The organism is Chitinophaga eiseniae, assembly GCF_012641265.1.
GTDB classification, from domain to species: Bacteria; Bacteroidota; Bacteroidia; order Chitinophagales; family Chitinophagaceae; genus Chitinophaga; species Chitinophaga eiseniae_A.
The window spans coordinates 549,654-572,096 of the sequence record NZ_JABAHZ010000003.1 but is presented as its reverse complement, the minus strand read 5'-3'; the positions used below and the strand labels follow the sequence as shown (position 1 = coordinate 572,096).

The following is a 22,443-nucleotide window of genomic DNA, read 5'->3' as shown; positions in this document are numbered from 1 at the left end:
AAAGATATTAATGTGATCATTTATGGTGGTGTAATGGAGATGGTCAGCATTTCCTCGTCGGGCGAGTGATCCGGCCGGTCATCCACGGGTGTAAAGTTTACCGGGTGGTTGCCAATAATTAGTTCGTTGCTGATCTTCAGCGCATCGATGCCCAGCGCTTGCGGTTCTTTGTATTCCGGTGCATGCAATACGGTAATGAGATGTTCTGTAGATGGAATCAATACCGACTGCGACAGGGAGGGCCTGATTTCCTGCAGATCGCCTATGGCGGTATCTGTAGCCATCGCCACCATGGTGCCGGTGACCTCATCTTTCGAAAAATAAAAATGCACGAGTGAAAAACCGGTAATATAGGCTACATAAGGCTGGCGGTTGATGAAGTTCAATAACTCCGATTTATACAGGGTACTACCTATCTTCAAATGAGAGGCAGGATCGAACAGCCAGGGACAAAGATATTTCTGGATATCCAGCTGCAACTGCTGTAAATGGCTGTTCTGGTTATTATCCGAGGGATCCTGGAACTGGATACTGCATACCACTTTCACACTTTCATATACAGGGTTGCGGATAGAGATAGCGACAAAGGGAGAGATATGTTCCTGCATAAACGCCTGGATGCGGCAAAGCGTATCCAGGTTAACTTTGGGCTCAGTGCTGATAAATAGTCCGCTGTCCGATTGCCGCGGTACTACGATAATGCATATATCTTCTCCCCCGGGAGTAGGCGCTGCTGTCACACATTTAATAATCAGGATTTCCGGGAAAGCTTCCAGCAACACCTGGGCAATATCCATGGAAGTAACAGGCCGCTGTTTATGCCGCAACCGTTCACTTACCCGGGTATAGTATTTATCTTCCGACTCTGTTTTGCGCCCGCCGAAGGAGGGAAATAACTGCCAGATAGCCTGGATAGTGCGGATATCTTTCCTGGTTTTTTTTATCGTTAACGGGGGAATGGATACTACTCTTTCCAGCGAATAGCCGCCTTCATCCAGTATTCTTCCTGCGGCCACGGCATTGGGAAAAATGCCGATTACCCTGGGGGTAATACATTCATGCGAAGGCGTGGAGATCCTGATCCACCAGGTGCCGGGCGTCATCACGCTGTTGTGGTTATTGATCCCGGCCGGCACACGGATCTTTACAATGCCGCTCCGCGCCAGGTTGTTGGTGTTGTCTGATAACAGGCATTTGCTTTCAAAAGGGTACCATTTGTTATCTGCCAGGTAGCTCCAGTTGAGTGGGGTGAGCTTGGTAGTGGTATCAGTGAAATATTTATCTTCCAGCTGGAACAGCAATGATAGCTCTTCTCCCGCCTGCAGCTGGTCGAAACCGATATAGAGATACCCGGCTTCATTAATGACGGGTAGCAAGGGAAAATAATTGACACCGGGACCGGGATATATTTCCTCATGACCAAAGATGCCGATATGGTGCACTTCCAGGCATTCGCCCCGGGGAGCGGTCTTTACCGGCTTCAATGATTCAGAATGTTCCAGGGTATAATCTATCGAAATGGATTTTACCATCGGCACATAGGGCGGCGCAGGCAACGGCTTCTTCCGGTTGGGGTGCCGCGCATTATATAAAATGATTTCCGGGAAGATAATCCCATACAGCTGATGCCCGAAAGCTTCCGAAGGGCTGGTGAGTTCCAGCCTGATAGCGCCCTGCTTATACACGTTGCTGCTATGTTTTGACTCCTTGTCCATTTTCATGGCATTGGGAAAACTAATCCTGGTAAAGTCGGGGCTTTTGATGATGGAAATATCTGCCAGGTACAAATCTCCTTCCTTATTGCGTGTGGTATGGAATAGCTGAAACTCTTCCTGGTTACCCCGTTCCGGCAAACAGACGCCGTTGTTGATGCTACCGATACCTACTTTATAAGCATTGTTATTCATGCCGGCCTCGTAGGCGGAAAAGTAGCTGTCGAAGCCATTGATATTTTTAGGAAGATCCAGCCACTCCAGTTTCACGCTGAAATCTGTCGTGTACTTATTAAACACATTGGTATTGCAGATATCCAGGAAAGACCCTACCGCAGGCAGCGAGCCAAACATCCGGAAAGAATGGCTGGCATTCAGTTCTCCCACATTGTTATCCAGCTTCACAGAGCGGTAGCCTGTTACGTTGGCCGTAACGGTGACTCTTTCCAGCGCCAGGCTACGGAGAAAAGAGTAAGGGTGATGGAAGCTGTTGTTGTTGAGCAATACCTTTAACAGCGGTAATTTTGAGGAGATATGCGCGCCATGTACTTCCGGGTTGTACACACAAAAGGCTTCTTCGTGGGTGCGTAACAGGAAGTTGATCACAATGGCATTGTCTGCCTGCTCTACAGCGCTGCATCGTACATTGTAGTGCTGTATCTTAGTCCAGCCTTTTAGCGTTGTATACGATAATAGAAAGGCGCCAGACATCAGCTCATTGGTGATAATGGTGAAGCTCCGGCGGGTAACGTCGGAGAAATTCTTTAAATACTTCATTAGTTGCGCAAAGGATGCTTCATTGAAATGAAGTTTTACCTGTACGGAGCGCACGCCTTCTGTAAGATATAACGCCGGCGACCCTACGAGAAATCCCAGCGAGCTGTTTTCCATGGTACGGGTAGATGGGGATAAGTCGTGCTGGTCTTCTCCCAGCAAAGGCCAGGTAACCGGTGGTATAGTGAGCTTTGCAAAAGCGGGTGGAGGTATTACCGGGTGAACTGCCTGGTAGAGGGCCGCTTCGCGGATATCATTGGTTTGCAGGTTATTGGAAGCAATCTGCAGGTAGTTACTTACATACAGGGTATGCAGCGCTATAATGTTGGTATTGTGCGTCCGGAAAGATTCCAGCAATTCGTATTGCAGCGGCTCTTTGCGGGCGCTGTGAGGCGCGAGTACGACTTCTCCTTTGTCGAGCGACAGGTTGTCGACCTGCGGTGCCGGGTTGATCAGGATATGTACCTTGTCTGGTACCGCGGCTACCTGTGGCATGCTCAATACAGTGTGGTAGTAATAGTCCAGGTGGCGACGGGGAATTTCGTTGATCTGATCCTGCAGGTGTTTGTACAGCTCTGTAAACGTCATCAGCAACCCCATATGCGGCGAATGTTGCTGGTGATGCAACTGGTTCTTCAGGTAATAGGCGGATGCGCTGGAGATCTGGTAGAATTTGGTGCGCAGGGTATCATAAATTTCATTCAATGAGTAAAACCCGCTGAAGCTTTCATCTCCTGTAACGGTTGGACTGAAGAGGCCGGGAAATAACAGCTGAAGTTGCCGCGAGGTGTCTGCCGTACGCAGCGTATGGTGCCGGGCATTATCGAGAGGGAATAGTTCCTTTACCTGTAATTCGTAACGGTATAATTTCGCCGTTTCCTCTGCTACAGTGTGGATCACCTGCTGTATATAATACTGGAGTGACTGCTGCTTATCGGCGCCGGTTAGCTTTTGTAACAGATCCATCAGTACAATAGCAATATCATATAGCAGGGAAAAGAAGGCGGCCGTATGGCGGAAGAGCGTAGCTTCTGTACCGGACTTACCCAGTGCATCCCGAAGGAAAAGATATTTTTCTTCGTATTCGGTAAACTGGATATTGGCTGCAAGGATCAACATGATCACCAGGTCGGAATGAAAAAACTCCTGCCAGTCGCCATCCCGTTGGTCCTGGAAATTATAGTAATTAAACTCAGTCGACAATGCCGTCAGTTGCGCCAGCAGATCAAAATTGCTCCGGTTATCCACTTTCACATATTCAGGGTTTAGCGCATCCAGTTGTCTTTCGAACTGGCTGAGCCCATCCTGCATATTTTCAAAATAATTACTCATCGGGTAGCGATGTTCGTGCCTTCCAGGTAGTAGAACGGATATACCATATTATGCCGGGTGTTGGTGGCAATAATGGTATAGTTGATTTGTACATATAACACACCGCTTTCCATGGTTTGGTCGCTTATCACGCATTCCACCAGTTTAATGCGGGGTTCATATTCCAGCAAGGCGTGGTAAATGACATGATGGAGTTCTGATGATAGCCGGGCATCTGCTACTTCAAATACCAGCTTATGGATATTACAACCAAAATCCGGCAACATGATGCGTTCGCCCGGAAGGGTGCTGAGAATAATGCGGATGCTTTCTTCAATATCATTGGCATCTGATACCATGAGCACCGATGCGTTGGGTTTATCAAAGGAAGGGGGAAAGCTCCAACCCGTTCCTAAAAAGGACTTCATATCTTTTGTCATCGTTTGTTATCCTCCTATTAGTACTGTGGGACATCCCATCATAACAACGCCACCATGTGCAGTGGTATCGCCCATGCGCACTGCAGGGCGACCGCCAATCAACACGGTGGCAGAACCCATTACCGCTGCATCCGGCGGCCCTACGCAGGTGCAGAGGTCTCCCATGACGGAAGCCGGCATACCGCCTATTAATACCGTAGGCATGCCAGGACCTGCAATAGGTCCGCCGACATGGGGAACTGGCGGAAGCCCGGGAGTTATCATCGGGCAGGTATGTATATCTGTTAGCCTTGCAGCGGGTTGTCCCATGATCGTTCGTTTTTATGGTTTAGTTAATCATCACTATTCCCCCCTGGATCATCGTGGATGCAGAAGAGGAAAGGCTGGCCGACGCATTACCGGTAGCGCTGAATGATGTGTCGGCAGTCAGGGAAATAGACAGACCGGAAGTTTCCATACTGGTAGTGGCAGCAATGCTCACCGCCATGGCATTGAGGTTGAGCTGTCCTGTTGCCTGCAGGGTCATGTCGCTCGCACTGTTAATAGTAACGCCGGCGGGCGCCATGGTAATGCTATTACTGCTCTGGTCCTTTACTACAATTTCCTGCGTAGTATCGTTCATCGTAATGCTATTTCCTCCGGGCGTAAGCACCGTAATAATTTTATTTTCGTCGTCGAAGCTGATTTGCAGCTGGCTTTTAGTGTACAGTGCTTTGATGTAGTTATTATTATCTGCCGGTACTACCGGCGGCACTTTTGCCTTACTGTACAGGGATCCCAGGATGATGGGGTAACGGGGATCATTTTCCAGGAAAGCCACCACTACTTCGTCGCCTACTTCCGGGAAGAATACGGCGCCTGCACTGCTGGTAGCGTAGAAGGTAGAAAGCCGTGCCCAGGTGCCCTGCTGCCCGGTGGCAGTAGAGGCCAGCATTACCTGCACGCGGTACTCTGTGCCGGGATCTTCTGAAATAGCCACCACGGTTGCAAGCTGGAGCCCCTGTATGGCCGGCAGTTGCCCGTTAGCCGGTGAATAGGAGAAGTTTTCCCTTTCATAAATGGGCTTACCGTTTAATCCAAATCTTACATCGGTGGTCCATACGCCTTCTTTGAGTGTATGTGTTACCCCCCACACATAGGCGTTGCCGTTAAACCTCGATCCTACGCCTTCTAAGGTGATGAGGGTATTGGGCCATACGGTGGCGTTGCCCATGAAGGATACGTTGCCGCTGATAGATTCCAGGCGCATGCGTAGCAGGGTACTGTTGGCCCAGGATTGCAGGTTTTCCTGCGCCATCGGTGAATTAGAGATCAGTTGCAGCGGTGTTTGATGCAGGGCTGCCGACAGTGTATCTGCCGTGAGATTGCCTTGCGCGTTCAGCCCCGGCTCTGTTGCCGAGGCGCTGATCAGGGCCTGCGATTGTGGATCCCACGCAGCCGCGGAAATAGAAGGTACTTGTTTTTCGGCGCTCACCGACGCATTGAAATGGATCAACGATTCGCCGAAAGCCACCAATACTACCGGTTCGCCACTTACTACCGGTGGTGCCGCCACTATTTTTTCGCCTACCAGCGATACTACATAGCCGTTGAATTCTGCGCGGGACAAAAAGAAATCCCAGTCGCTGCAAAATTTCTGAAACACTAGCTCATTGACCGCGCTGGTACTTTGTATGTCGGCACTCAGCCCATTGTTGCTCACTACCGTAGACATGATATCACTGTCGACCTGGTTCATAAACACTGCCTCTTTTTTGCCGATGGTCATCTGTACGGCATTGTGTTTACAGGTAACTACCAGGTGAAAGCCCTGGTCAGAAGCCTGGATGGTTTGTTTTACCACGATACCGGTAAATATCATCGTTTCGCCGGTATTGCCGTAGCCGGCGGTAATGGTGACTGCCACGCCGGGTAAAAAACTTTCACTGTCGCTCGCGGGGAAATCTCCGATCACGCCAGTAGCTGCTTTAGACGTAGTGCCATCAGACAAGGTAATTTCTGCATAAGAAATCCTGTTCAGCTCATGGTGGATAGTGATTGCCACTACCGGATAGGTATATTGTATTTCCGAACCGTTTGCCGACACGGAAAACTGCAGGGTAGGATCTGCTATATTGATAGGTACAACTGTTGCCATGATTATTTCTTTAGCGGGGGAAAATAGAGGTCATCTCCCGGTTTAATATCGTGTATGCTGTTCAGGCCATTTACCCTGGCCACTTCCATGTAATAACCGGGTTCGCCGTAAATGCGGTAAGTCATCAATGGCAGGGTATCGCCGGCCAGTACGGTACGCACGTGTGTAAGGTCGGGAGAGGATACGCCGGACTCCTTTATTTTCGTGGCAAAGGCCACAGATTCTATCACCGTTAGTTTAATCAGGGCACGCAAGGCGGCGCCGCTGGTATTGAACAGTGTATACTTGATACTGATGTTTTTACATACCCCCGTAAAGCTGGTATTACCCCATGAAATCCGCAGGTAATTTGGCCGGTGATCTACCCCCTGGTAGTTGTAGGCAATGTTCATCACTTTAGCGATGTAGGCATCTACGGTAAGGCCGCCGGGAATAGGGATTACGCCCGTTCCATCCACCATCAGCTCCAGGTCGAAATTGCCGGACTCCATGCTGCTGAAGATCTGGGTAGGTGCTACAGCCCCCTGTTCATTCGTATTTTTATAGTTGATCGTATAGTTAAGGGTATAGTTATCGGGATTGATCACTGCATCAACGCTGTCGATCAGGTCGGTGGCTTCAGGGTCTGTGTAGCCGGCTAACAGCAATTTGGTAGGTGCGCCTGGTGAGCTCATCTTGTGGGTAAGTTTTCTATAGTGGTCATTAATTTATCCATGCATTCGCGAACAATTTTGTCCTTCAGCGCCTGGATATCTTTGAGGCCTGTTTGGGCGGTTGCCTGCGGCGAATGCTCTTCTATGGTGACTTTAATCACCAGTTCCCTTATTTCAAGCGGCATGACTTACGAAATTTGTTGAGAATAATCATAGCACAGCTCGAGTGTTTCCAGGGCAATCACATTTTCCTGTGCTTTAAAATCTGATACTTTGAGGGCAACGGGATAAGCGTTTACAAATTGCCAGGAGGCTACCAGCCCACGGTTGGCGGTCATCAGGCTTACTACTACTGCTACGGGTTTGAAGGTGAACAGGTTGATGCCTTGTTGTGCCCACTTTATCAGCGAAGAACCGGTCACCATACCTCTTTTCAATACCAGGTTGCCATATTTGGGCGGTTGGGGAAGGCGATGCGTAAACCTGTTTTCTCCGCCTTCTTTTACTTCCAGTGGCGTAATAGTGGCAGATATTCCGCTTACTTCCTGGAAGTTACCTTCATTGGCGCCGCTAATCCCAGGTACCATTACCCGGAAGTAAAATCCTACCGGCGGGTAATAGGGTGTCTGGGCCTGCGATGGTGGTGGTGGCGGAATGGCCATGACAATATTTTTACGGCGGTGAACAAAAGGAATTACGGATTACGACGCGTAATCCGTAATTCTTTTTTATTTGGTTAAGTGCAATCCTTCATGGGCTACTTCCATGGTTTCCACTGCCACTTCATTGGCGTCGGATTTCATATCGGTAACGGTCATCTTGCAGGGGAATGCATTGGTAAGGGTCCAGTTCATCGCTGTTTGCCCGGTTTCATCGAGCAGGCTGATCACGATAGTAGAACGCTTGATGGTATTCATTTTGATCAGGTCATAATTGTCCCACAGCGTAGTATCTCCTTTGAAGATGCCTTTCTTCAACGTGATATTATTGAACTTCGCTATTCCGGGCATTTTTACTACGGAGTATACGGGGTTGCTGCCGCCACGGTATTCTATGACCTGTGTTTCGGAAGTAAGTCCTGTTACTTCCTGGAATATGATCTCTTTACCATCCCACATTACCTTGAAAGAAAACTTTACCATTGGCCAGGTGGCCTGTGATTGGGTGGAGCCGTCATCTGCCATAATTGTAAGTTTTTAAAAGTTATTGAATGAAAATTAGTGGTGCATTAAGATTGCTGCATCTGCTGCTGGAAAGTGATGATGATGAATTCAGCCGGACGGGTAAGTGCGAGCTTCACGGTGATCAGCATTTTACCTTCCAGGATGTCCTGCGGCGTCATCGTAGTACCAATGCCTACCTGCACATCATATGCTACCTCCGGGGTGGCGCCGGCCAGGGCTCCCTGTTTCCAGAGGTTCTGCAGGAAGTTGTTGATCATGCTTTTTACAGTAATCCAGGTAGTGGCATCATTGGGTTCGAACACATAGGCGCGTGTAGCCAGTTTAATGGATTGCTCAATCATGATGAGTGTGCGCCTTACGTTGATGTACTGCCAGTCGAGGCTATTGCCATCCAGGGTCCTGGCGCCCCATACCAGTGTGCCAACGCCGGCAAACGGGCGGATTACGTTGATCGACTTTCCTGCAATGATATCGATGTTGAGGTTTTGTTGTTCTTCACTGGAGATGTTGACCGTGGGGGCTGTTACCATGCTTACCGATACATTGGCAGGGGCCTTCCAAACGCCCCGTGAATTATCGACAAGGGTGTAAATACCTGCAATGGCGCCGCTGGGCGGCAGCTCATTCAGTTGCGCGCGTACTTCCTCGAGGATACTCACGTACGTGGGGCTGGCAGCTTTGAGCGACTGGTGATAATTCTTTTTGGTATTCTTATCAGGTGTGGCGTGTGTTTTATATTTGGCCGTGATTTGTGCAGCTGCAGGTTCAGGTAATAGTTTCTCCAGATCTACTGTAGCATCCAGGTTTTCGAAATCTATTTCATCGGGTTGTACGATGGTAGTCTTCAGCCAGGGATGGTAAGCCGCGCCGTAGTTGAGTGAGTTTACGCCCACCTGTTCCCGGAACGCATTCACCACATCTTCCAGTACATCCGATGGTTGCTGCTTTGCGAGGTCAAAGAGGCCGAAGCGGCTTTGCATGTCGGAACAATGCTGTAATACCTGCGTATATACGGTGGTATAGGCCGCCGCGCCTAATGCAATGATGTCGGGCATTACAATGAGGGTAGGCTCTGATTCCTTTTCGAGCAGCTTAAATACATTAGGCTTGGTATCAGAGCCAATGAAATCGTCTGCAGCAATGGTAAAGCCATCGGGTTGTGTATCGTAGGTACCCACCGACAAGATATAGCAAAGGCTTCCACTGTTGCCGAAAAACAGGCGGATACTATTGTAGAAGTAGGCGGTATTATTGTCCTTGATCTTTACCACGGTGGGTTTCCCGTTGATGTTAAATGTTTCCTGCTTCACCTTGGGGTCGGCATCCGCCAGTGTGAATTTAGGTTTGAACTCAGCACCGAAAAAAGACAGGTATTCTGCGAAGGAGGTGATCCGGGTGGGCTTGTGTACAAGGGATTTGCCATTCCTTTCTGCTTTTTGGGTGTAGCCTATGAATACAGGCACGGCAGTTTCCACAGCAGTGATGGAACTGGGGAACGCATTTTTTTCCTCAATATAGACCCCCGGGGTCATGAAGGTTGAAGCCATATCAGGTGTTTTTTAGTTTAGTATAAAAAAATTTCTGAGTATACTTTATCGCCTGTCTGCCACGATCGTCCTGCTGCGGATATCCGGTTGGTTTCCGGTACAGGGAGCGGGGAGATGATAATGTTATGCCTGTCTGTTTGATCTTCGGATTTGTTGGTTAACCTGAATTGGTTAGCAGTCCTGTCTGATAAAGAGATTGGATGATTGGATACCAGCACAGGTACTTTGCCTCTTTCGGGAAGCTCGGATAATACTGGCTTATCGAAACAGGAAACGCCGTTATTGTCCAGGATCACCGGGTTGGCCAGCGCGGCAAGATGGTCGCTCATCAGGAAGTAGCACCAGTACGTACTTTTGGCGGAAAACCGGATGTCATAAGAAACCTGTAACGATTCGTTGAGCTGCAATACCAGTTGCCCGAAGGGCTTTGTAAAAAAGGCGGATCCGTTTTGCAGGTCTTTCACGCCTGCATAAGATTCCTTATGTAACACGCCCGGCGCATTGCCGGGATCATTGCTGAAAAAAAAGTATTGTTTGCTGATGTCGCCAGCATTGATGGCTGTATAGTTATAAAATAAAGGATCTTTTAATACCAGGTCGAAGATAAGTGTGATGTTATCTTGTAAAAGATCGGTCCTGTTGCGTTTCCCCGTGGTCAGCGTGTTATACAGCAGCGTGCATCCCGCCGGCTGTTGCTTCAATACAAGATCTGCATCCAGCAGTTGTTTGCTGGTGGAAGGAGATATACGGATGCTGATGCCCTCATAGGATAACGCCCGGAAAAAATCATGACAGTAACGGATAGCAGTCAATGTTTCATATCGCTGTTTCATTTTTAATTTTCAACTGGCCAAGGATAATATTTACCGTGCCGGTAGGGTATCTCCGGCTGTTCCTGCAATTGCAGGCCTGTATTCTTTAATGATCGAATCGTCGAAAGTAAGCATACGGACTTTGTACAATACAGATGGCATGTACTTGGTGCCCAGCGTGGCCCACATGTTATTTTGCCGCTCTGGCCCCAGGCTCTCCAATTCGAAAGACAACTTGTTGATACCATTGTCTAATGCAGGTGTGTTCTGTGCTGTAAACGTATTTTTCGACTGAAAGAAAGCAATTGTGTAGGAAAGAAACCTTAATGCCTGCGCATAGTTGTTGCTGCTGAAATAAGCAGAAAATAATACGTATAAATTGATACAAACCACTGGTGATGCGGTATTGTACGTGCCGGCGCCTGTATGAGAAACGGATGTTCTCGCTGTTTCTTTTTCAACATTCACCAGCGTTACCAACATTTTATTTTCGCCAGGTACAGCAATAGATCCATCCTGGTTTACAATACCAGAGAGTATCATCTTGTCTTCGTTGATCTGTAATTTTCGCTTCAGGTTATTGTTAATGTCTTCTGTGACACAGCTAAGGGCCTCATAGATCATTTCCTTTAGTATTTAAAGCTTACCGTGTGATATATATCTGTTGTGAAAAAAATCCGGGCTTAAAAGACGTTCGTTATTTTGAGAATGAATTGAGTTTTCATATTGTTATCACAATATAAAATCAAAAAAGCGATTTAAATATTTTTATTTGAAAAAATATTTTTCTACCTTTTATTACCTTAAGTTTCCTCATGAATCCCTCCCAGAAAATAGCCGCGCGGATAGTTGCTTTCCTTATCCTGTTTCATTGCAATCACCTTGTTTTTAGCAATGGCAGTACTATTCGTGCTGCTGCGGCCGTTAATTTTCAGGAGCCTAAGTTGAAAATGCCGAAGCCACCAAAGCCTCCACAGGAGCCAAAGTTGCCGAATCCTCCAAAAATGCCGGCAGATACTGCTGCTAACTTAAAACTGATCCAGCGGGTTTTAAAATTCTTCCGTTTCCGACATAATGCTCTCGCGCGCGAGCGCGCACGCGTTTTATATATCATCAATCAAACTTTGTCCGATTCGCTGGTGGTTAGTAAGGATGACATACGTAAATTGAATGCCGCATTAATGAAAAAAGAGAATCAGCAATTTGATTCTCTGATGGCATTACTTAACCAGATTGCATTAAGTCATGCGGCCGATACTGCTACCAGCGCAAAAAATACGACTACGGAGAAAGTGCCTGTCCAGGAGCCGGATAAATCTGTTAAAGGCACCGACCTCGATGCGTTGGTAGATAAGATGATGCCCATTCTTCAGAAAAAAAGCGAGGAGCAGCAAGCGGAAGAAGCGAAAGCGGCGCATCTCAAAGCAGTTCGTTCCCTTTATGGCCGCCCGCCGGGGCAGATGGATACTTTAAAGCTTAACGACAGTATCGGCGCCAGGTACCAGTTACGGCTCTCGCAGAAAATAGATGTAATGGGTATTCAACCCTACTGGATGGAGAAAGGTTACACCAGCTATAATTACAACGCATTGGGTACTTTCAGCTTCCTCGGCTACCTGGTCAACGGCCAGAGCGGAGTAATACAGCCTGCCTTCCAGGAGAGCGACGTACATTCAACCGCTACCGCAAAGTCTGCCGGATGTAGTCTGCAGTTACTTTTCCTGGAGAAGAAAAGCGATAATATACTCGCGTTGCTGAAGAATAAAAGTGCACAAACGGTATTTGCGGATAGCCTTGCCCGTTTGCTCTCGCGTCAACAGGCAGATGGGGTTACTATTTACTTCCAGGGGTTGCCGGATCATCAGCGTACTGCCTTTAGCAGTTTCATTACTTTCCTCTCAGCAACGCTGAAGAATGCGAATAAGAATTTTAAGGTAAACGTGGTAGTACCTGTATACGATCAGTTTTATAATTATGATCTGCGTGCCCTGCGTACCTCGGTCGATTATTTCATTATCGATTTTACACAAGCCGGCGGGGAAACTGCCATGGCGCTTGCACCGCTTGGCGGTAATGCCGCAAGATCTATAGAGGGTGCAGTTTCCAGGTACCTGCAGGGAGATATTCCGCCAGCGCAACTGTCCTTGCTGCTTCCCTATTATGGCGCGGTATGGAAGAAAGGAAAGAAGGGGAGCCCGGATGCATTCAGTCATTACGTGAGTTATAGTGATCTCCGTAAACAATATCCGTCTGATACGGTTCCCATCTTCGATGAAACAAGTGCCACTTTCTTTATTGAAGTAAGGGATCAATATGGCGATGTAAGAGAAGAGATCTGGTTTGATGATGGCATCAGTATGGGTATGAAATACGATTATGTTTTGAAAAATGGTATTGGCGGCGTAGCGCTCTGGACGCTGGGTGCCGACGATGGCCGGACAGAACTATGGGATGCCCTGGTAGATAAATTTGTGGTAACAGACACGCTCTTCCTCGATACCATTCCGCTACGCCCGCTCCCTCCCCTGCATCTGACGTGGTGGCAACGGATTAAGCGGGAGCTGGCTATCTATGTTGTTTTATTCAAGGATCCCTGTAGCGTGGATGCATCGCAGTACGAAGGAGATACTTACTTTATTTATTTCGCTATTGGTTTTGGTTTGCTCCTGGTCATCGGCAGTGCAGCCTATTTTTATTTTATAAAAACACAGGGAGATGATTGGAAATGGAGGAAAAAATTATTGATTGTACTGATCGTGCTGGTACTACTAACTGTGGTCAGCACCTTCATGGCTTTTTTCCTGAATAAAGAGATGTCTTTTGTAGGCATCAGCAGTATACCCGGTCAATGCCATAGTGTGCCGCTCATGAGTATATTGATTATACTGGGTATAGGGTTGATGCTGGGCCTGGCGATCATGCATTTCCTGTTGCAACCTCTTTTTAAGAACGATGATATTCCTTAATTAATACTGCTTTGTATGGCTGAAAAATTTGGGAAGATACAGCAGCAGACGCCCGCCGGTAAGGCGATCGCCAACAACGTTGCTGCAGGAGGAGTGAGCATCCCGGCTGCCAATGGTTTGCCGGCGCAGTTAAAAGCGGGGGTGGAAGCATTATCCGGCATATCGCTGGACGATGTATCTGTACATTATAATTCCGATAAGCCCGCGCAAATGAAGGCCTTTGCTTATACGCAGGGGACCGACATTCATGTGGCGCCCGGCCAGGAAAAACACTTGCCGCACGAAGCCTGGCATGTGGTGCAGCAAAAGCAGGGAAGGGTACAGGCCACCCGGCAAATGAAAAGTATGGCTATCAACGATGATGCCATGCTGGAACACGAAGCGGATGTAATGGGAGCAAAAGCATTGCAAACAAATCCGGGTATGACGCCGCTGCAACGTATGTCCGTTTCCGGTAGTGTAGCCCAATTTGCCAGGAGAACGGGACTGTTTGGCATAGAGGCAGAAGTGGTGGATGGGGTCTTTTTAATCGGGGCTATGAAGGGGACAGAGGGGCAAAACCTGATTGAGAGCGAGGATATCACGCTGGAGGAATTCAGTTTGGGTGAAATAGATGGAAAGATAGATGTAACGCTCGACAATGAGGTCAAGGCAGATAATGAAAAATTTGCTTACCGGAAATACGTGATTGAGTTTGTGCAAAAGGCAGTGGATCCACAGTCCACCGATCCGGGCGAGTTTTTAAAAGTAGCGGACGCCTGGAAGAAGGCTGGTGATTTCTGGCGGGCAGCCGTAGGTAACAACAGAGACCTGTTGCATGGCAGGGTATCGCCAGATTGGTATACACTGAATCCGACCTGGAAAGGCGGACAGTTTGATGCCGGTGATCAGCAGCCGCATCCCGGTGTAACGAGCAAAGGAGATGGTAATGATAAGGAGTTTGAGTTTGATTGGCGGCATCATGCATTTACCAGTTATATCACGGTGAATAAGGAGGATCCGGCGGTATCTGCACAGGCAACAGCCGGAAGTTCGCTGGGTTCGCTCATAGAAGCCTTCCATATTACTCACCAGATCCTTGCCAAAGGTGAAGCTCCGGATGAGGATTTCTGGACAGGAGGTGTACTTGCTGATCAACGAAAGAACGAAGTGTTGAAACCGGCCGCGACAGCCTTAAGTGGCTTACTGTTTATTTTGAAGAACTATGTTACCGCAACGGGGAGTGAGACGAAACGTTATGCGAAAGAATACCTCTCTTTCATGAGCAGGACTTCCCTAGATATGGCATACAGTCAGCTTAGCGCCAATGTAAAACAATATTTCATTGTGATGGTAGAAGAGTATTTGTCGGCCAAGCCAGGTAACCAACTCACTAAAACCTTCGGTAAAGCGCCTACCGACAGGGTGTTTACACCGGATACCAGTAAAGAAGAACAAGCGCACAGCATTACTATTGAGCAAATGCTGCTCAGCATCATCAACAAAAAGAAAAGTGATCTTTCCGGCGAATTAGTAGAAGGGGATAATGCTGGGGGAGGGGATGTATTTTCCCACAATGGTCTGGCCGGTATCAGTGAAATTAATCCCCGGTCGCAGGAAGCTATTGAGAAATTTAAGCTGAATGCCGCCAGCGAAATGATGAGGGGGGAAGCGGGAATTATTTTCGAAAGCAGGTCGGCGAAAAGATTGTTATTGTCAGAAATGCCGAGGATATATATCGACTTGCTTACATCCCTGCAGCGGATGGACAATGTTTTTAACGATGTAAAGAGACAGGTGGCGGCGGAACAAGCACCCCGCCCACAACCGCGGCCACAACAAGCTGCTAACGGGGATGACAAACCATGCCTGCTGATGTAGCATAGTATTGTATTTAATAGTTAGCTGATGAAAGAAACCGTTACGCCCGATCATCTGGCCGATTCCCGCGCCGTAGCCAACCAACCCGCTACCGGGGGAGTGGCAATACCGGATGTTACCTCGCGGCCGCAATCGCAGGAAGAAACTGCGCCGACAGCCGAGGGAACGCCTGTAGCAGCACCAGTGGAGGTACCAGTAACACTGGATATGAACGACGATGAAGTGGATGAAGGGCATACCCTGTTCATTGATCTCGACGATGGGGGTGTATGGCTGCATTCAGACAAGCAAACATTGGAAGTATTTTTACAGCGTAAACGTAAAAAGCCCGTTGTACAAAGTTCAGCTATCCTCCTGAATCTGTTGAAGGATATTGAGGATGCAGCAAAGCTTGTACATATTGGAAGGTATGGCACCGTCCAGGCCACCAACAGGATTAATTCCAAAGGCGTCAAAAAAACGTCACAAAGGGTTGCTCCCACTGTAGCACAACGACAAACAGCGCTGGCACAATTACAGTTAATCGGTAACTTGCTGCAACAGTTAAATACAGCGTCGGCAGTAGTGATGAAAAAACAACGCCCTCCTTCTCATAAGGTACAGGTAGATACCAAAAGTATAGATGGCGACCTTTTCTGTGCTAAAGTAATCATGGCACCACTCAGCCTCTTGCCCAGGGACGATAATGTGCCAGGTTCTCCCCCTTCAGCTGTCTCCAGCTTATTTACAAAGCTCACAAAGCGGATTAGTTATAAGCGGGGGCATATGTTGAATGAACACCTGCACGGACCGGGTACAGGCAATAACCTGGTCCCCATTTCCACTGCATTCAATAGTGTGATGAAAACAGGTGTGGAGAAGGCGGCTAAAGAAGCGGTAAATGCCAAGAATAAAGTAATCAGGTTTGAGGCTGAGCCACTCGACTGGGGGCTTTATCCTGGATTTTATAATGGCGCCTTTCCCGATGAGCAAAAGCTACCCAACAGGTTTCGTTTCCTGGTGAGGCAAATGAAGCGTGTTCCCGGAACAGATGGCAGCGATATTACTCACTGGCAGGATGGCCCGGTTATTTACACCAAAACAGAAACACATACCATTCCATCCGCCGCAGATGTGGTACAAGGAACAGTAGCCCCTATTGTACAAACATTTAAGCCCGGGTACTATCGCTCCCATGATGGTAAGTTAGAACAGGCGGCCAATTTAAATTACCATCTTTCCGGTACGTATACTGTTAATAACCCTTCGTTCTCGCATTATTTTGAAGCTTTCGGGTTGGACCCGACAACGTTAACCAGTGAAAATCTGCCCCTCAATGTCACTACTGAATTCCAGTTGCCGCCGGGCCTTACACTGACGCCTATCCCACAAGGAGACATAGAGATCGTCTATAATGGTAAGGTGATCAAAAATCGTACACCCGAGGGAAAATCCTTTGTGATAGCAGATGCCAGCGTACGGGCTAATAACCTGACTATTTATGCAGGATTGGTAGAAAATACAAAGCAGATGCAGCAACAACAGGAGCAGCTGGCATTGAAGAAAAAGCAACAGGAACAACAAGAGTTGGCCAAACGCCAGGCTGAATCTGCCTCGAGTTGGAAGGTGAGCCGGAATAGCCACAGCATTACAAAACTTGAAATCGAATTTAATAAAGAAGTTGAGCAGTACGAACACTTATTTACAACGGTTACATTTAAGGAACGATTTAAAGCGGTAAGCGAGAGCATTCTCACTCATGCAAATGCGGCGTGGAAAAGTGACGACCAACTGTATACAAAAATCATTGAGGTTCAATTAAGCCCTTTTGTAACAGAATTACGGCAGAAGAAGGAGCAATTGGTACAGGAACAATCTATGGAGGCCGCTAAGGCACGGGCACTCCGGGAAAGAGAAGACCTTGTCAAAGGGCTTTTAGAGGACTTGGGAAAAATCATGAATGAGGAACGTAACACTTTAACAGAGCGTTGGCAGAAAGATGAATTCGACAGGGGAGCGACTGATATTTTTAGTCTCTACAAACAGTATTGGAAAAACCCCCAGAACAGGTTTGATAAAAGCCAGCGCCAGGAATTGCTAGCGTCAGCGCGGAAAAAAGTAAAAGATTTGCAGACAAAGGCAAAAGCTGTTACGCCGCCATCTGTTTCTCCTGCAAAAGTATTTGCCCCGCAAACAATCCCACAGGTAAAAGTACCGTCCTCACAAACGGAACTTGTTAAACGCAAGTTTGAGCCTTCGGAAAAGAAAGTGGACCTGCGGGTAGATAAAATGGAAGAAGAAGACTCGGAGGAAGAAAGTGGAGGCGAGCGAAAGAAGGTTAAAAGAGCTCCCAGTGCATTTACACTTCAAACAAATGTTTCAGGCGCTCCGCAATCTCCATCGTTTCAAATTCCTTTTTTTCAGCCGCAGTTGCCGCCAACAGATGTTGTACAGCAAAATGTGACCGTCAATACCATATCCGGTTGGATCGACAATTTACATCAGCAGTTTAATGGAGATCAGGCTACCCAGGGACAGCTGGCCATTTTGCAGCAATCTATACAACAATTCAAGCACCAGCCAGACCTCCCAGGCTGGGTAAAAGTATTCGAGCTCTTAATGAAACTGAAAGACATAGATCATCTCAATGAGCCACTCAAAAAGTCGATTATATTATGGGATAGCATCAAACCACACTAAACCAATAAAAATAAAAGCAGCTGTATCATTTTCTGATACAGCTGCTTACTCCTCATCATTATAAAAGGTGAAATACTATTCCGCTATAATGATCTTTCCACTCATGATCTGTTTGTGCGTACTCGTTTTATTACTGTAGATACTATAGATGTATATGCCCGCTGGCAGGTCACCGGTTTGAATAGTACCGCTGTTGTTAAACAGTTCCCGCTTCAGCATTTTTCCATTCACATCGTACAGTTGTATCATGATAGCGCCCGTACTACTGTTCCGGATATTAACGGTTTCTCCTCTGCGCACTAAAGTAGGATATACTTTGACATTGCCGACAGACAAGGTACTTTGCTTACTCAGCATAGGACTGGTGTCTGGACAACCGGTAAAGGAGAGCTCTCCTACTGAAGTCCAGGGATTACCATTTACTTCCGAAGTAGCAGTAAGCTTCACGTATTTCGCTTTTACCGTAGGGTTAAAAACTACATCCTGCGCGGCTGTGCTGTTCACGAAGTTGCCGGTGGCTACCTGTGTCCAGTTAATGCTATCCGCGCTTACTTCCACTTTATAGGCGTTAATCCGGCCATTTACCGCTGCCTGTCGTGGTACGTAGGTAAGCTTGCTCAGGTTGTAGGAGCCGCCCAGGTAGATGGATACATAGTGTGGCATGGGCGCCGTACTGTTATACCATTGCGTATGCCAGAAGGTATTGATATCGCCATCAATGGCATTGGCAACCGGCGCGTTTTCCCCAACGGTTTCCTGGCTGTCGAACGTCGATATTCTCAATTGCGTACGTGGGATCGGTGTATTGCAGGCAGATGTTGCAGGTGGTGTACCTGGAATACCTACGCCAAAGCCACCGAGGCCGGTATTAAACGTAGCGGAAACATAATAAATGGTAGCACCTTTTTTACCGCTGGAATCACGGCTTATTTCAAAGGCGCCGGCGCCATCCGGGTATGGATTGGCCGGTGTTACATTGCTGATGTTACTGGGCACTTTCACCATCTTTATGGTATCCCATGATTGTGCGGTAGCCGCTGCCCAACCTTGTTTTTCTGTTTGGTTGTAATAAAGCGTTACACTCACCCTGCCGGAAGCATTGTTGTTGGCAGGTGTTATTTTAACTGTTTTAGAAGCCAGGTAATGTGCGGCCGTACTATCCCAGAATGGTGCGGCACTGCTGCCGGCCCTGTCTATCTTCACGGTGGTACATCCATAATCGAAGCTGCTCAGGTTCTGTATTTTCGCGATGATCGCTCCGCTGGTATCTGAGAAGTACACGGTGGCATTAGGGCCGAGATACTGGGTAGTACTGCGGTTTAACACGCTGGCCACCGGTGTAACACTGGGTTTGGTATTAATGATCAGGTTAGGCCTGGTAGATCCGTAACCCGGCGCATTAAAGCTACAGCCGGCGCCGCTGGTCTGACGCTGGAAGGCGGTAGGATTAGCTCCGCTAACAGATAAGGAAGCTACCAGGTTATCGCCCTGGTCATTACCATCTGTATTGTTGTAGCAGGATTGGATGAGCAGGTTCGAATAACCATCCCAATAAAAAGGTTGTGAGAAAGGCACCTGCACCCAGCCGGTGTCTGATACGCTGATAGTGCCGGAGTATACACTGGTCAGCGGACTGCTGTCAAATACTGTATTGGTGAAGGCTACCTGTGGTGTGAGTCCCACCGCTACGTTGAAATTCTGGAACGTGCTGGTAGTGGTGACGGTCCGGGAGCTAACATGGTAAGAGATGGCATTGATATATCCTTTCTGTATGCCTGCGGCTCTTAACTCACTGGCAGGATAAATGGTTTGCGCTTTCTTATCTGATTGGGTGCCGTTGAACGGACTGGAGGCACTTCCGCCGGTGGTACCGTTGCCGTAGGTCAGGTTCACGAGAGCCGTATCTCCCACCGGCGATGCATCCGGATAGGTGATATCCACACGCGCTGTTTGCGCAGATGGATTAGCCATCGCATTGGTAGTGCCATTAACGCTGAAGGTAAGCAGGGCATATTTGCTGGAAGGATCTGTTTTGCTGCCATACACCCTGATCGTAACCGTTCGCGGCGCTGTTTGTCCCGAAGCAAAAATTACCGTATCGCTGGGCGTGGTGAAGTTGCCGTTGGTAGTTACATCAAAATCAATTCCCCTTTTGGCAGAGGAGGTGGAGCCTACTACCAGCTGCACGTTGGCATTGCCGGTGGGCGCAGGGCTGATGGTCAGGTTCACGGGATAATCGGTATACGGTTTACATCCGGATATGCTGGTGCCGGCAGCAGTAGTGCCAATGGAGGTAGCAGCGAAGGAGATCAACGGCGTGATGGCATTGTTTAGTTTGGTGCCAAAAACGCCCCTTCCATAAAAGCTCACTCTTAATTCGCTGCTATCGGCGTTACCATTATTATAAACGAAAAGGTCTGTAATATCTGCTACCGTAGGAAGTCCTATGGAGTATAGTCCCCAGTCGCTCATGGTTTTATTGCGGTAATACACGCCACGTGCGGTAGCCAGGTATACGGTTTCATTGGTGGCATAACGGTCCTCCAGCAGGCGGATGACGTTTACCGATGGGAGGGTACCACTGATATCAGTATAGGTGTTGCCTTTGTCGCCGGAACGATATACACGGCTGCCGCAGGCAAGGTATACAACATTGGTATCGCTGGAGATAGTAGTAACGCTGGCGGATACGTTGGTAGCTGACGGCGCAGCTACGCTGGTAAATGTGGGCGTGGTGGCCGTAGCATTGCGGGAGCTGTATACTTTCTGATTGGTAGTTACATAGAATACTACATTGGCATTAACATTACTGATCTGTACCGCATTAATCTTCTCCGCTGCATTGGCTACGTTAGTCCATGTTGGTGAGGCAGCAGTAATGTTGGCACTGCGCCATAAACCGGTATCTGCGGCAAAAGCTATGTTGACATTTTGCGGGGTGAATTCCAGTTGCATATTGTTGGTACCGGTAAAGGGCAGGTTGTAGGAGGCATCGCTGCCGGTAACGGACCTTCTTTTCCCGTTGTAATAATATACCTGGCTATTGTTATTGTAGTCGAAGTTGGAGCGTGCGCCCCAGTCGCCGCCCCTGTTGGTAAACCAGGGATTGGTGGCATATTTATAATATAGCTCGCCATTGTCCTGGGTGCCGATGCTGATCATATCTCTTCTGATAGGACTATTGGAGGCATGGTACACCTCTGTGGAGGAAAGTCCGTTGCTTTTAGGGGTCCAGGTGGTGCCACCGTCGGTGCAGAGCCATACGCCGCCATCGTTATAGTTAAACAGCCGGCTGTTGTTATAGGGATCTACTTTAATACCATGCATATCTGTATGGATGACAGAAGCCCAGTTGGGTTCCATTTGTGTCCAGGTGCTGCCGCCATTGGTACTTTTCCATATCAGGTGACCAACCACATATACGGTATTGGCATTGGTGGGATCGCCGCACATGGACCAGTTGTAGTTGCCCTGACCGGTAGTGGTACTGGAGTAGCCATTGAGGTTGGGAGAAACATCACCTTTTACCTGCGTGAAGGAGGCGCCGCCATTGGTTGATTGGTAGATAACGCCTCCTGCGGAACCGTTATTGGAGCCTACCATGCCCACATATACGCGGTTGGAATCGGCACGGGTAACGCCCAGCCGGGTGCCCTTGGCGCCATTTGCCGGTAGCGTGAGGGTGGTAGCGGTCCAGGTATCTCCCATATTATTGGAAGTATAAAAACTACCGTCCATGGTAACAGCAAACAGGGTGGTAGTATTGGTAACGGCTTTGAATACCATGTCGGTAAACTGGCCACCGACCAGTTGCTGCGACCAGGAAATACCGCCATCCGTTGTTTTCCAGATACCATCATTGGTAGCGGCCACCAGTACATTGTGGTCGGTGGGCGACATCAGTAATTCCACCGCCATACGGGTACCGATGCTGCTGTTGGCCGGTAACCACGACTGTCCGCCATCTGTTGTTTTATAAACGCCCAGGGAGGTGCCGTAATAGTTGGGATCTCCGGTGCCCAGGTAAATAACCTGGTCGTTGGTATTGTCGATACACACGGAAGCGCAGGTGGCTTTCGGCAGATCATCAGTGCCCAGTAACTGCCAGGTATTGGCGGTGTCGGTACTTTTCCACAATCCCCATACGCTGGTCGCATAAAGCGTACCGGAGGTAATAGGGTGAAACTTCATCTGTGTAACGCGGCCGATACCATTGATCTGGCCGGAAGAGTTGACCGGGAAAAGCACCGGCCCTATATTCCGCCAGCTGCCATAGTTTTGGGCAAGTGCTGCTGATGATAACAACAGGCAGGCGGATAAAAGTAATAACAGGTATTTACGTATATACATTTCAGTTATTTCTGGTTG

General features: G+C 48.2%; 15 protein-coding genes. 3 read left to right on the top strand and 12 right to left on the bottom strand.

All coding sequences use genetic code 11. The features are described from left to right. Positions 1-20 precede the first annotated feature (20 nt). From HGH91_RS16180 to HGH91_RS16130, 11 genes are all read right to left on the bottom strand, one after another. Positions 21-3,818: a hypothetical protein gene (locus tag HGH91_RS16180; protein ID WP_168739832.1), complete on the bottom strand. Its 3,798-nt coding sequence runs from the start codon at positions 3,816-3,818 to the stop codon at positions 21-23. Next, positions 3,815-4,225, bottom strand: coding sequence for a GPW/gp25 family protein (locus HGH91_RS16175; RefSeq protein ID WP_211092320.1), 411 nt, complete (start codon positions 4,223-4,225; stop codon positions 3,815-3,817). The genes HGH91_RS16180 and HGH91_RS16175 overlap by 4 nt, the downstream gene beginning before the upstream one ends. A gap of 18 nt (positions 4,226-4,243) precedes the next feature. After that, complete coding sequence (locus HGH91_RS16170) at positions 4,244-4,546, bottom strand: PAAR domain-containing protein (protein ID WP_168739829.1); 303 nt, start codon at positions 4,544-4,546, stop codon at positions 4,244-4,246. Between the two features lie 19 nt (positions 4,547-4,565). Continuing rightward, the gene (vgrG, locus tag HGH91_RS16165) at positions 4,566-6,374 is read right to left on the bottom strand and encodes a type VI secretion system tip protein VgrG (protein WP_168739828.1); all 1,809 of its coding nucleotides are present in this window, start codon (positions 6,372-6,374) and stop codon (positions 4,566-4,568) included. Positions 6,375-6,376: 2 nt separating this feature from the next. Next, positions 6,377-7,048 (bottom strand): CIS tube protein, encoded by a 672-nt coding sequence (locus HGH91_RS16160; protein ID WP_168739826.1) that lies wholly within the window; start codon positions 7,046-7,048, stop codon positions 6,377-6,379. Then, positions 7,045-7,212 (bottom strand): DUF5908 family protein, encoded by a 168-nt coding sequence (locus HGH91_RS16155; protein WP_168739824.1) that lies wholly within the window; start codon positions 7,210-7,212, stop codon positions 7,045-7,047. The genes HGH91_RS16160 and HGH91_RS16155 overlap by 4 nt, the downstream gene beginning before the upstream one ends. A gap of 3 nt (positions 7,213-7,215) precedes the next feature. Continuing rightward, complete coding sequence (locus HGH91_RS16150; protein WP_168739823.1) at positions 7,216-7,689, bottom strand: phage tail protein; 474 nt, start codon at positions 7,687-7,689, stop codon at positions 7,216-7,218. Between the two features lie 66 nt (positions 7,690-7,755). Beyond that, entirely contained in the window at positions 7,756-8,211 is a 456-nt protein-coding gene (locus HGH91_RS16145) for a phage tail protein (RefSeq protein WP_079467630.1), read from the bottom strand. Positions 8,212-8,255: 44 nt separating this feature from the next. Then, positions 8,256-9,758: a phage tail sheath family protein gene (locus tag HGH91_RS16140; RefSeq protein WP_168739821.1), complete on the bottom strand. Its 1,503-nt coding sequence runs from the start codon at positions 9,756-9,758 to the stop codon at positions 8,256-8,258. A gap of 17 nt (positions 9,759-9,775) precedes the next feature. Next, positions 9,776-10,591 (bottom strand): hypothetical protein, encoded by an 816-nt coding sequence (locus HGH91_RS16135; RefSeq protein ID WP_168739819.1) that lies wholly within the window; start codon positions 10,589-10,591, stop codon positions 9,776-9,778. 30 nt (positions 10,592-10,621) lie between these two features. Further along, the gene (locus tag HGH91_RS16130; protein ID WP_168739817.1) at positions 10,622-11,194 is read right to left on the bottom strand and encodes a DUF4255 domain-containing protein; all 573 of its coding nucleotides are present in this window, start codon (positions 11,192-11,194) and stop codon (positions 10,622-10,624) included. A 557-nt stretch (positions 11,195-11,751) separates the two neighbouring features. On the opposite strand from HGH91_RS16130, the gene HGH91_RS16125 reads away from it, so the two are divergent. Genes HGH91_RS16125 through HGH91_RS16115 form a run of 3 tightly spaced genes read left to right on the top strand, consistent with a single transcriptional unit; the run spans position 11,752 to position 18,075 of the window. Beyond that, positions 11,752-13,536 (top strand): glycosyl hydrolase family 18 protein, encoded by a 1,785-nt coding sequence (locus tag HGH91_RS16125; protein ID WP_168739816.1) that lies wholly within the window; start codon positions 11,752-11,754, stop codon positions 13,534-13,536. Between the two features lie 15 nt (positions 13,537-13,551). Further along, on the top strand, positions 13,552-15,396 hold the full coding sequence (locus HGH91_RS16120) for a DUF4157 domain-containing protein (RefSeq protein WP_168739814.1): 1,845 nt from the start codon (positions 13,552-13,554) through the stop codon (positions 15,394-15,396). A 27-nt stretch (positions 15,397-15,423) separates the two neighbouring features. Next, on the top strand, positions 15,424-18,075 hold the full coding sequence (locus HGH91_RS16115) for a hypothetical protein (RefSeq protein WP_168739812.1): 2,652 nt from the start codon (positions 15,424-15,426) through the stop codon (positions 18,073-18,075). 75 nt (positions 18,076-18,150) lie between these two features. Here HGH91_RS16115 and HGH91_RS16110 read toward each other — a convergent pair whose 3' ends face one another. After that, a complete protein-coding gene (locus tag HGH91_RS16110; protein WP_168739810.1) occupies positions 18,151-22,425 on the bottom strand; it encodes a discoidin domain-containing protein in 4,275 nt (1,424 codons plus the stop codon). Between the last annotated feature and the right edge of the window lie 18 nt (positions 22,426-22,443).

Bases quoted from the DNA above. Each gene is read 5' to 3' on its own strand.
- HGH91_RS16180 (WP_168739832.1), bottom strand. From the start codon at position 3,818: ATGAGTAATTATTTTGAAAATATGCAGGATGGGCTCAGCCAGTTCGAA.
- HGH91_RS16175 (WP_211092320.1), bottom strand. From the start codon at position 4,225: ATGAAGTCCTTTTTAGGAACGGGTTGGAGCTTTCCCCCTTCCTTTGAT.
- HGH91_RS16170 (WP_168739829.1), bottom strand. From the start codon at position 4,546: ATGGGACAACCCGCTGCAAGGCTAACAGATATACATACCTGCCCGATG.
- vgrG (WP_168739828.1), bottom strand. From the start codon at position 6,374: ATGGCAACAGTTGTACCTATCAATATAGCAGATCCTACCCTGCAGTTT.
- HGH91_RS16160 (WP_168739826.1), bottom strand. From the start codon at position 7,048: ATGAGCTCACCAGGCGCACCTACCAAATTGCTGTTAGCCGGCTACACA.
- HGH91_RS16155 (WP_168739824.1), bottom strand. From the start codon at position 7,212: ATGCCGCTTGAAATAAGGGAACTGGTGATTAAAGTCACCATAGAAGAG.
- HGH91_RS16150 (WP_168739823.1), bottom strand. From the start codon at position 7,689: ATGGCCATTCCGCCACCACCACCATCGCAGGCCCAGACACCCTATTAC.
- HGH91_RS16145 (WP_079467630.1), bottom strand. From the start codon at position 8,211: ATGGCAGATGACGGCTCCACCCAATCACAGGCCACCTGGCCAATGGTA.
- HGH91_RS16140 (WP_168739821.1), bottom strand. From the start codon at position 9,758: ATGGCTTCAACCTTCATGACCCCGGGGGTCTATATTGAGGAAAAAAAT.
- HGH91_RS16135 (WP_168739819.1), bottom strand. From the start codon at position 10,591: ATGAAACAGCGATATGAAACATTGACTGCTATCCGTTACTGTCATGAT.
- HGH91_RS16130 (WP_168739817.1), bottom strand. From the start codon at position 11,194: ATGATCTATGAGGCCCTTAGCTGTGTCACAGAAGACATTAACAATAAC.
- HGH91_RS16125 (WP_168739816.1), top strand. From the start codon at position 11,752: ATGAAAAAAGAGAATCAGCAATTTGATTCTCTGATGGCATTACTTAAC.
- HGH91_RS16120 (WP_168739814.1), top strand. From the start codon at position 13,552: ATGGCTGAAAAATTTGGGAAGATACAGCAGCAGACGCCCGCCGGTAAG.
- HGH91_RS16115 (WP_168739812.1), top strand. From the start codon at position 15,424: ATGAAAGAAACCGTTACGCCCGATCATCTGGCCGATTCCCGCGCCGTA.
- HGH91_RS16110 (WP_168739810.1), bottom strand. From the start codon at position 22,425: ATGTATATACGTAAATACCTGTTATTACTTTTATCCGCCTGCCTGTTG.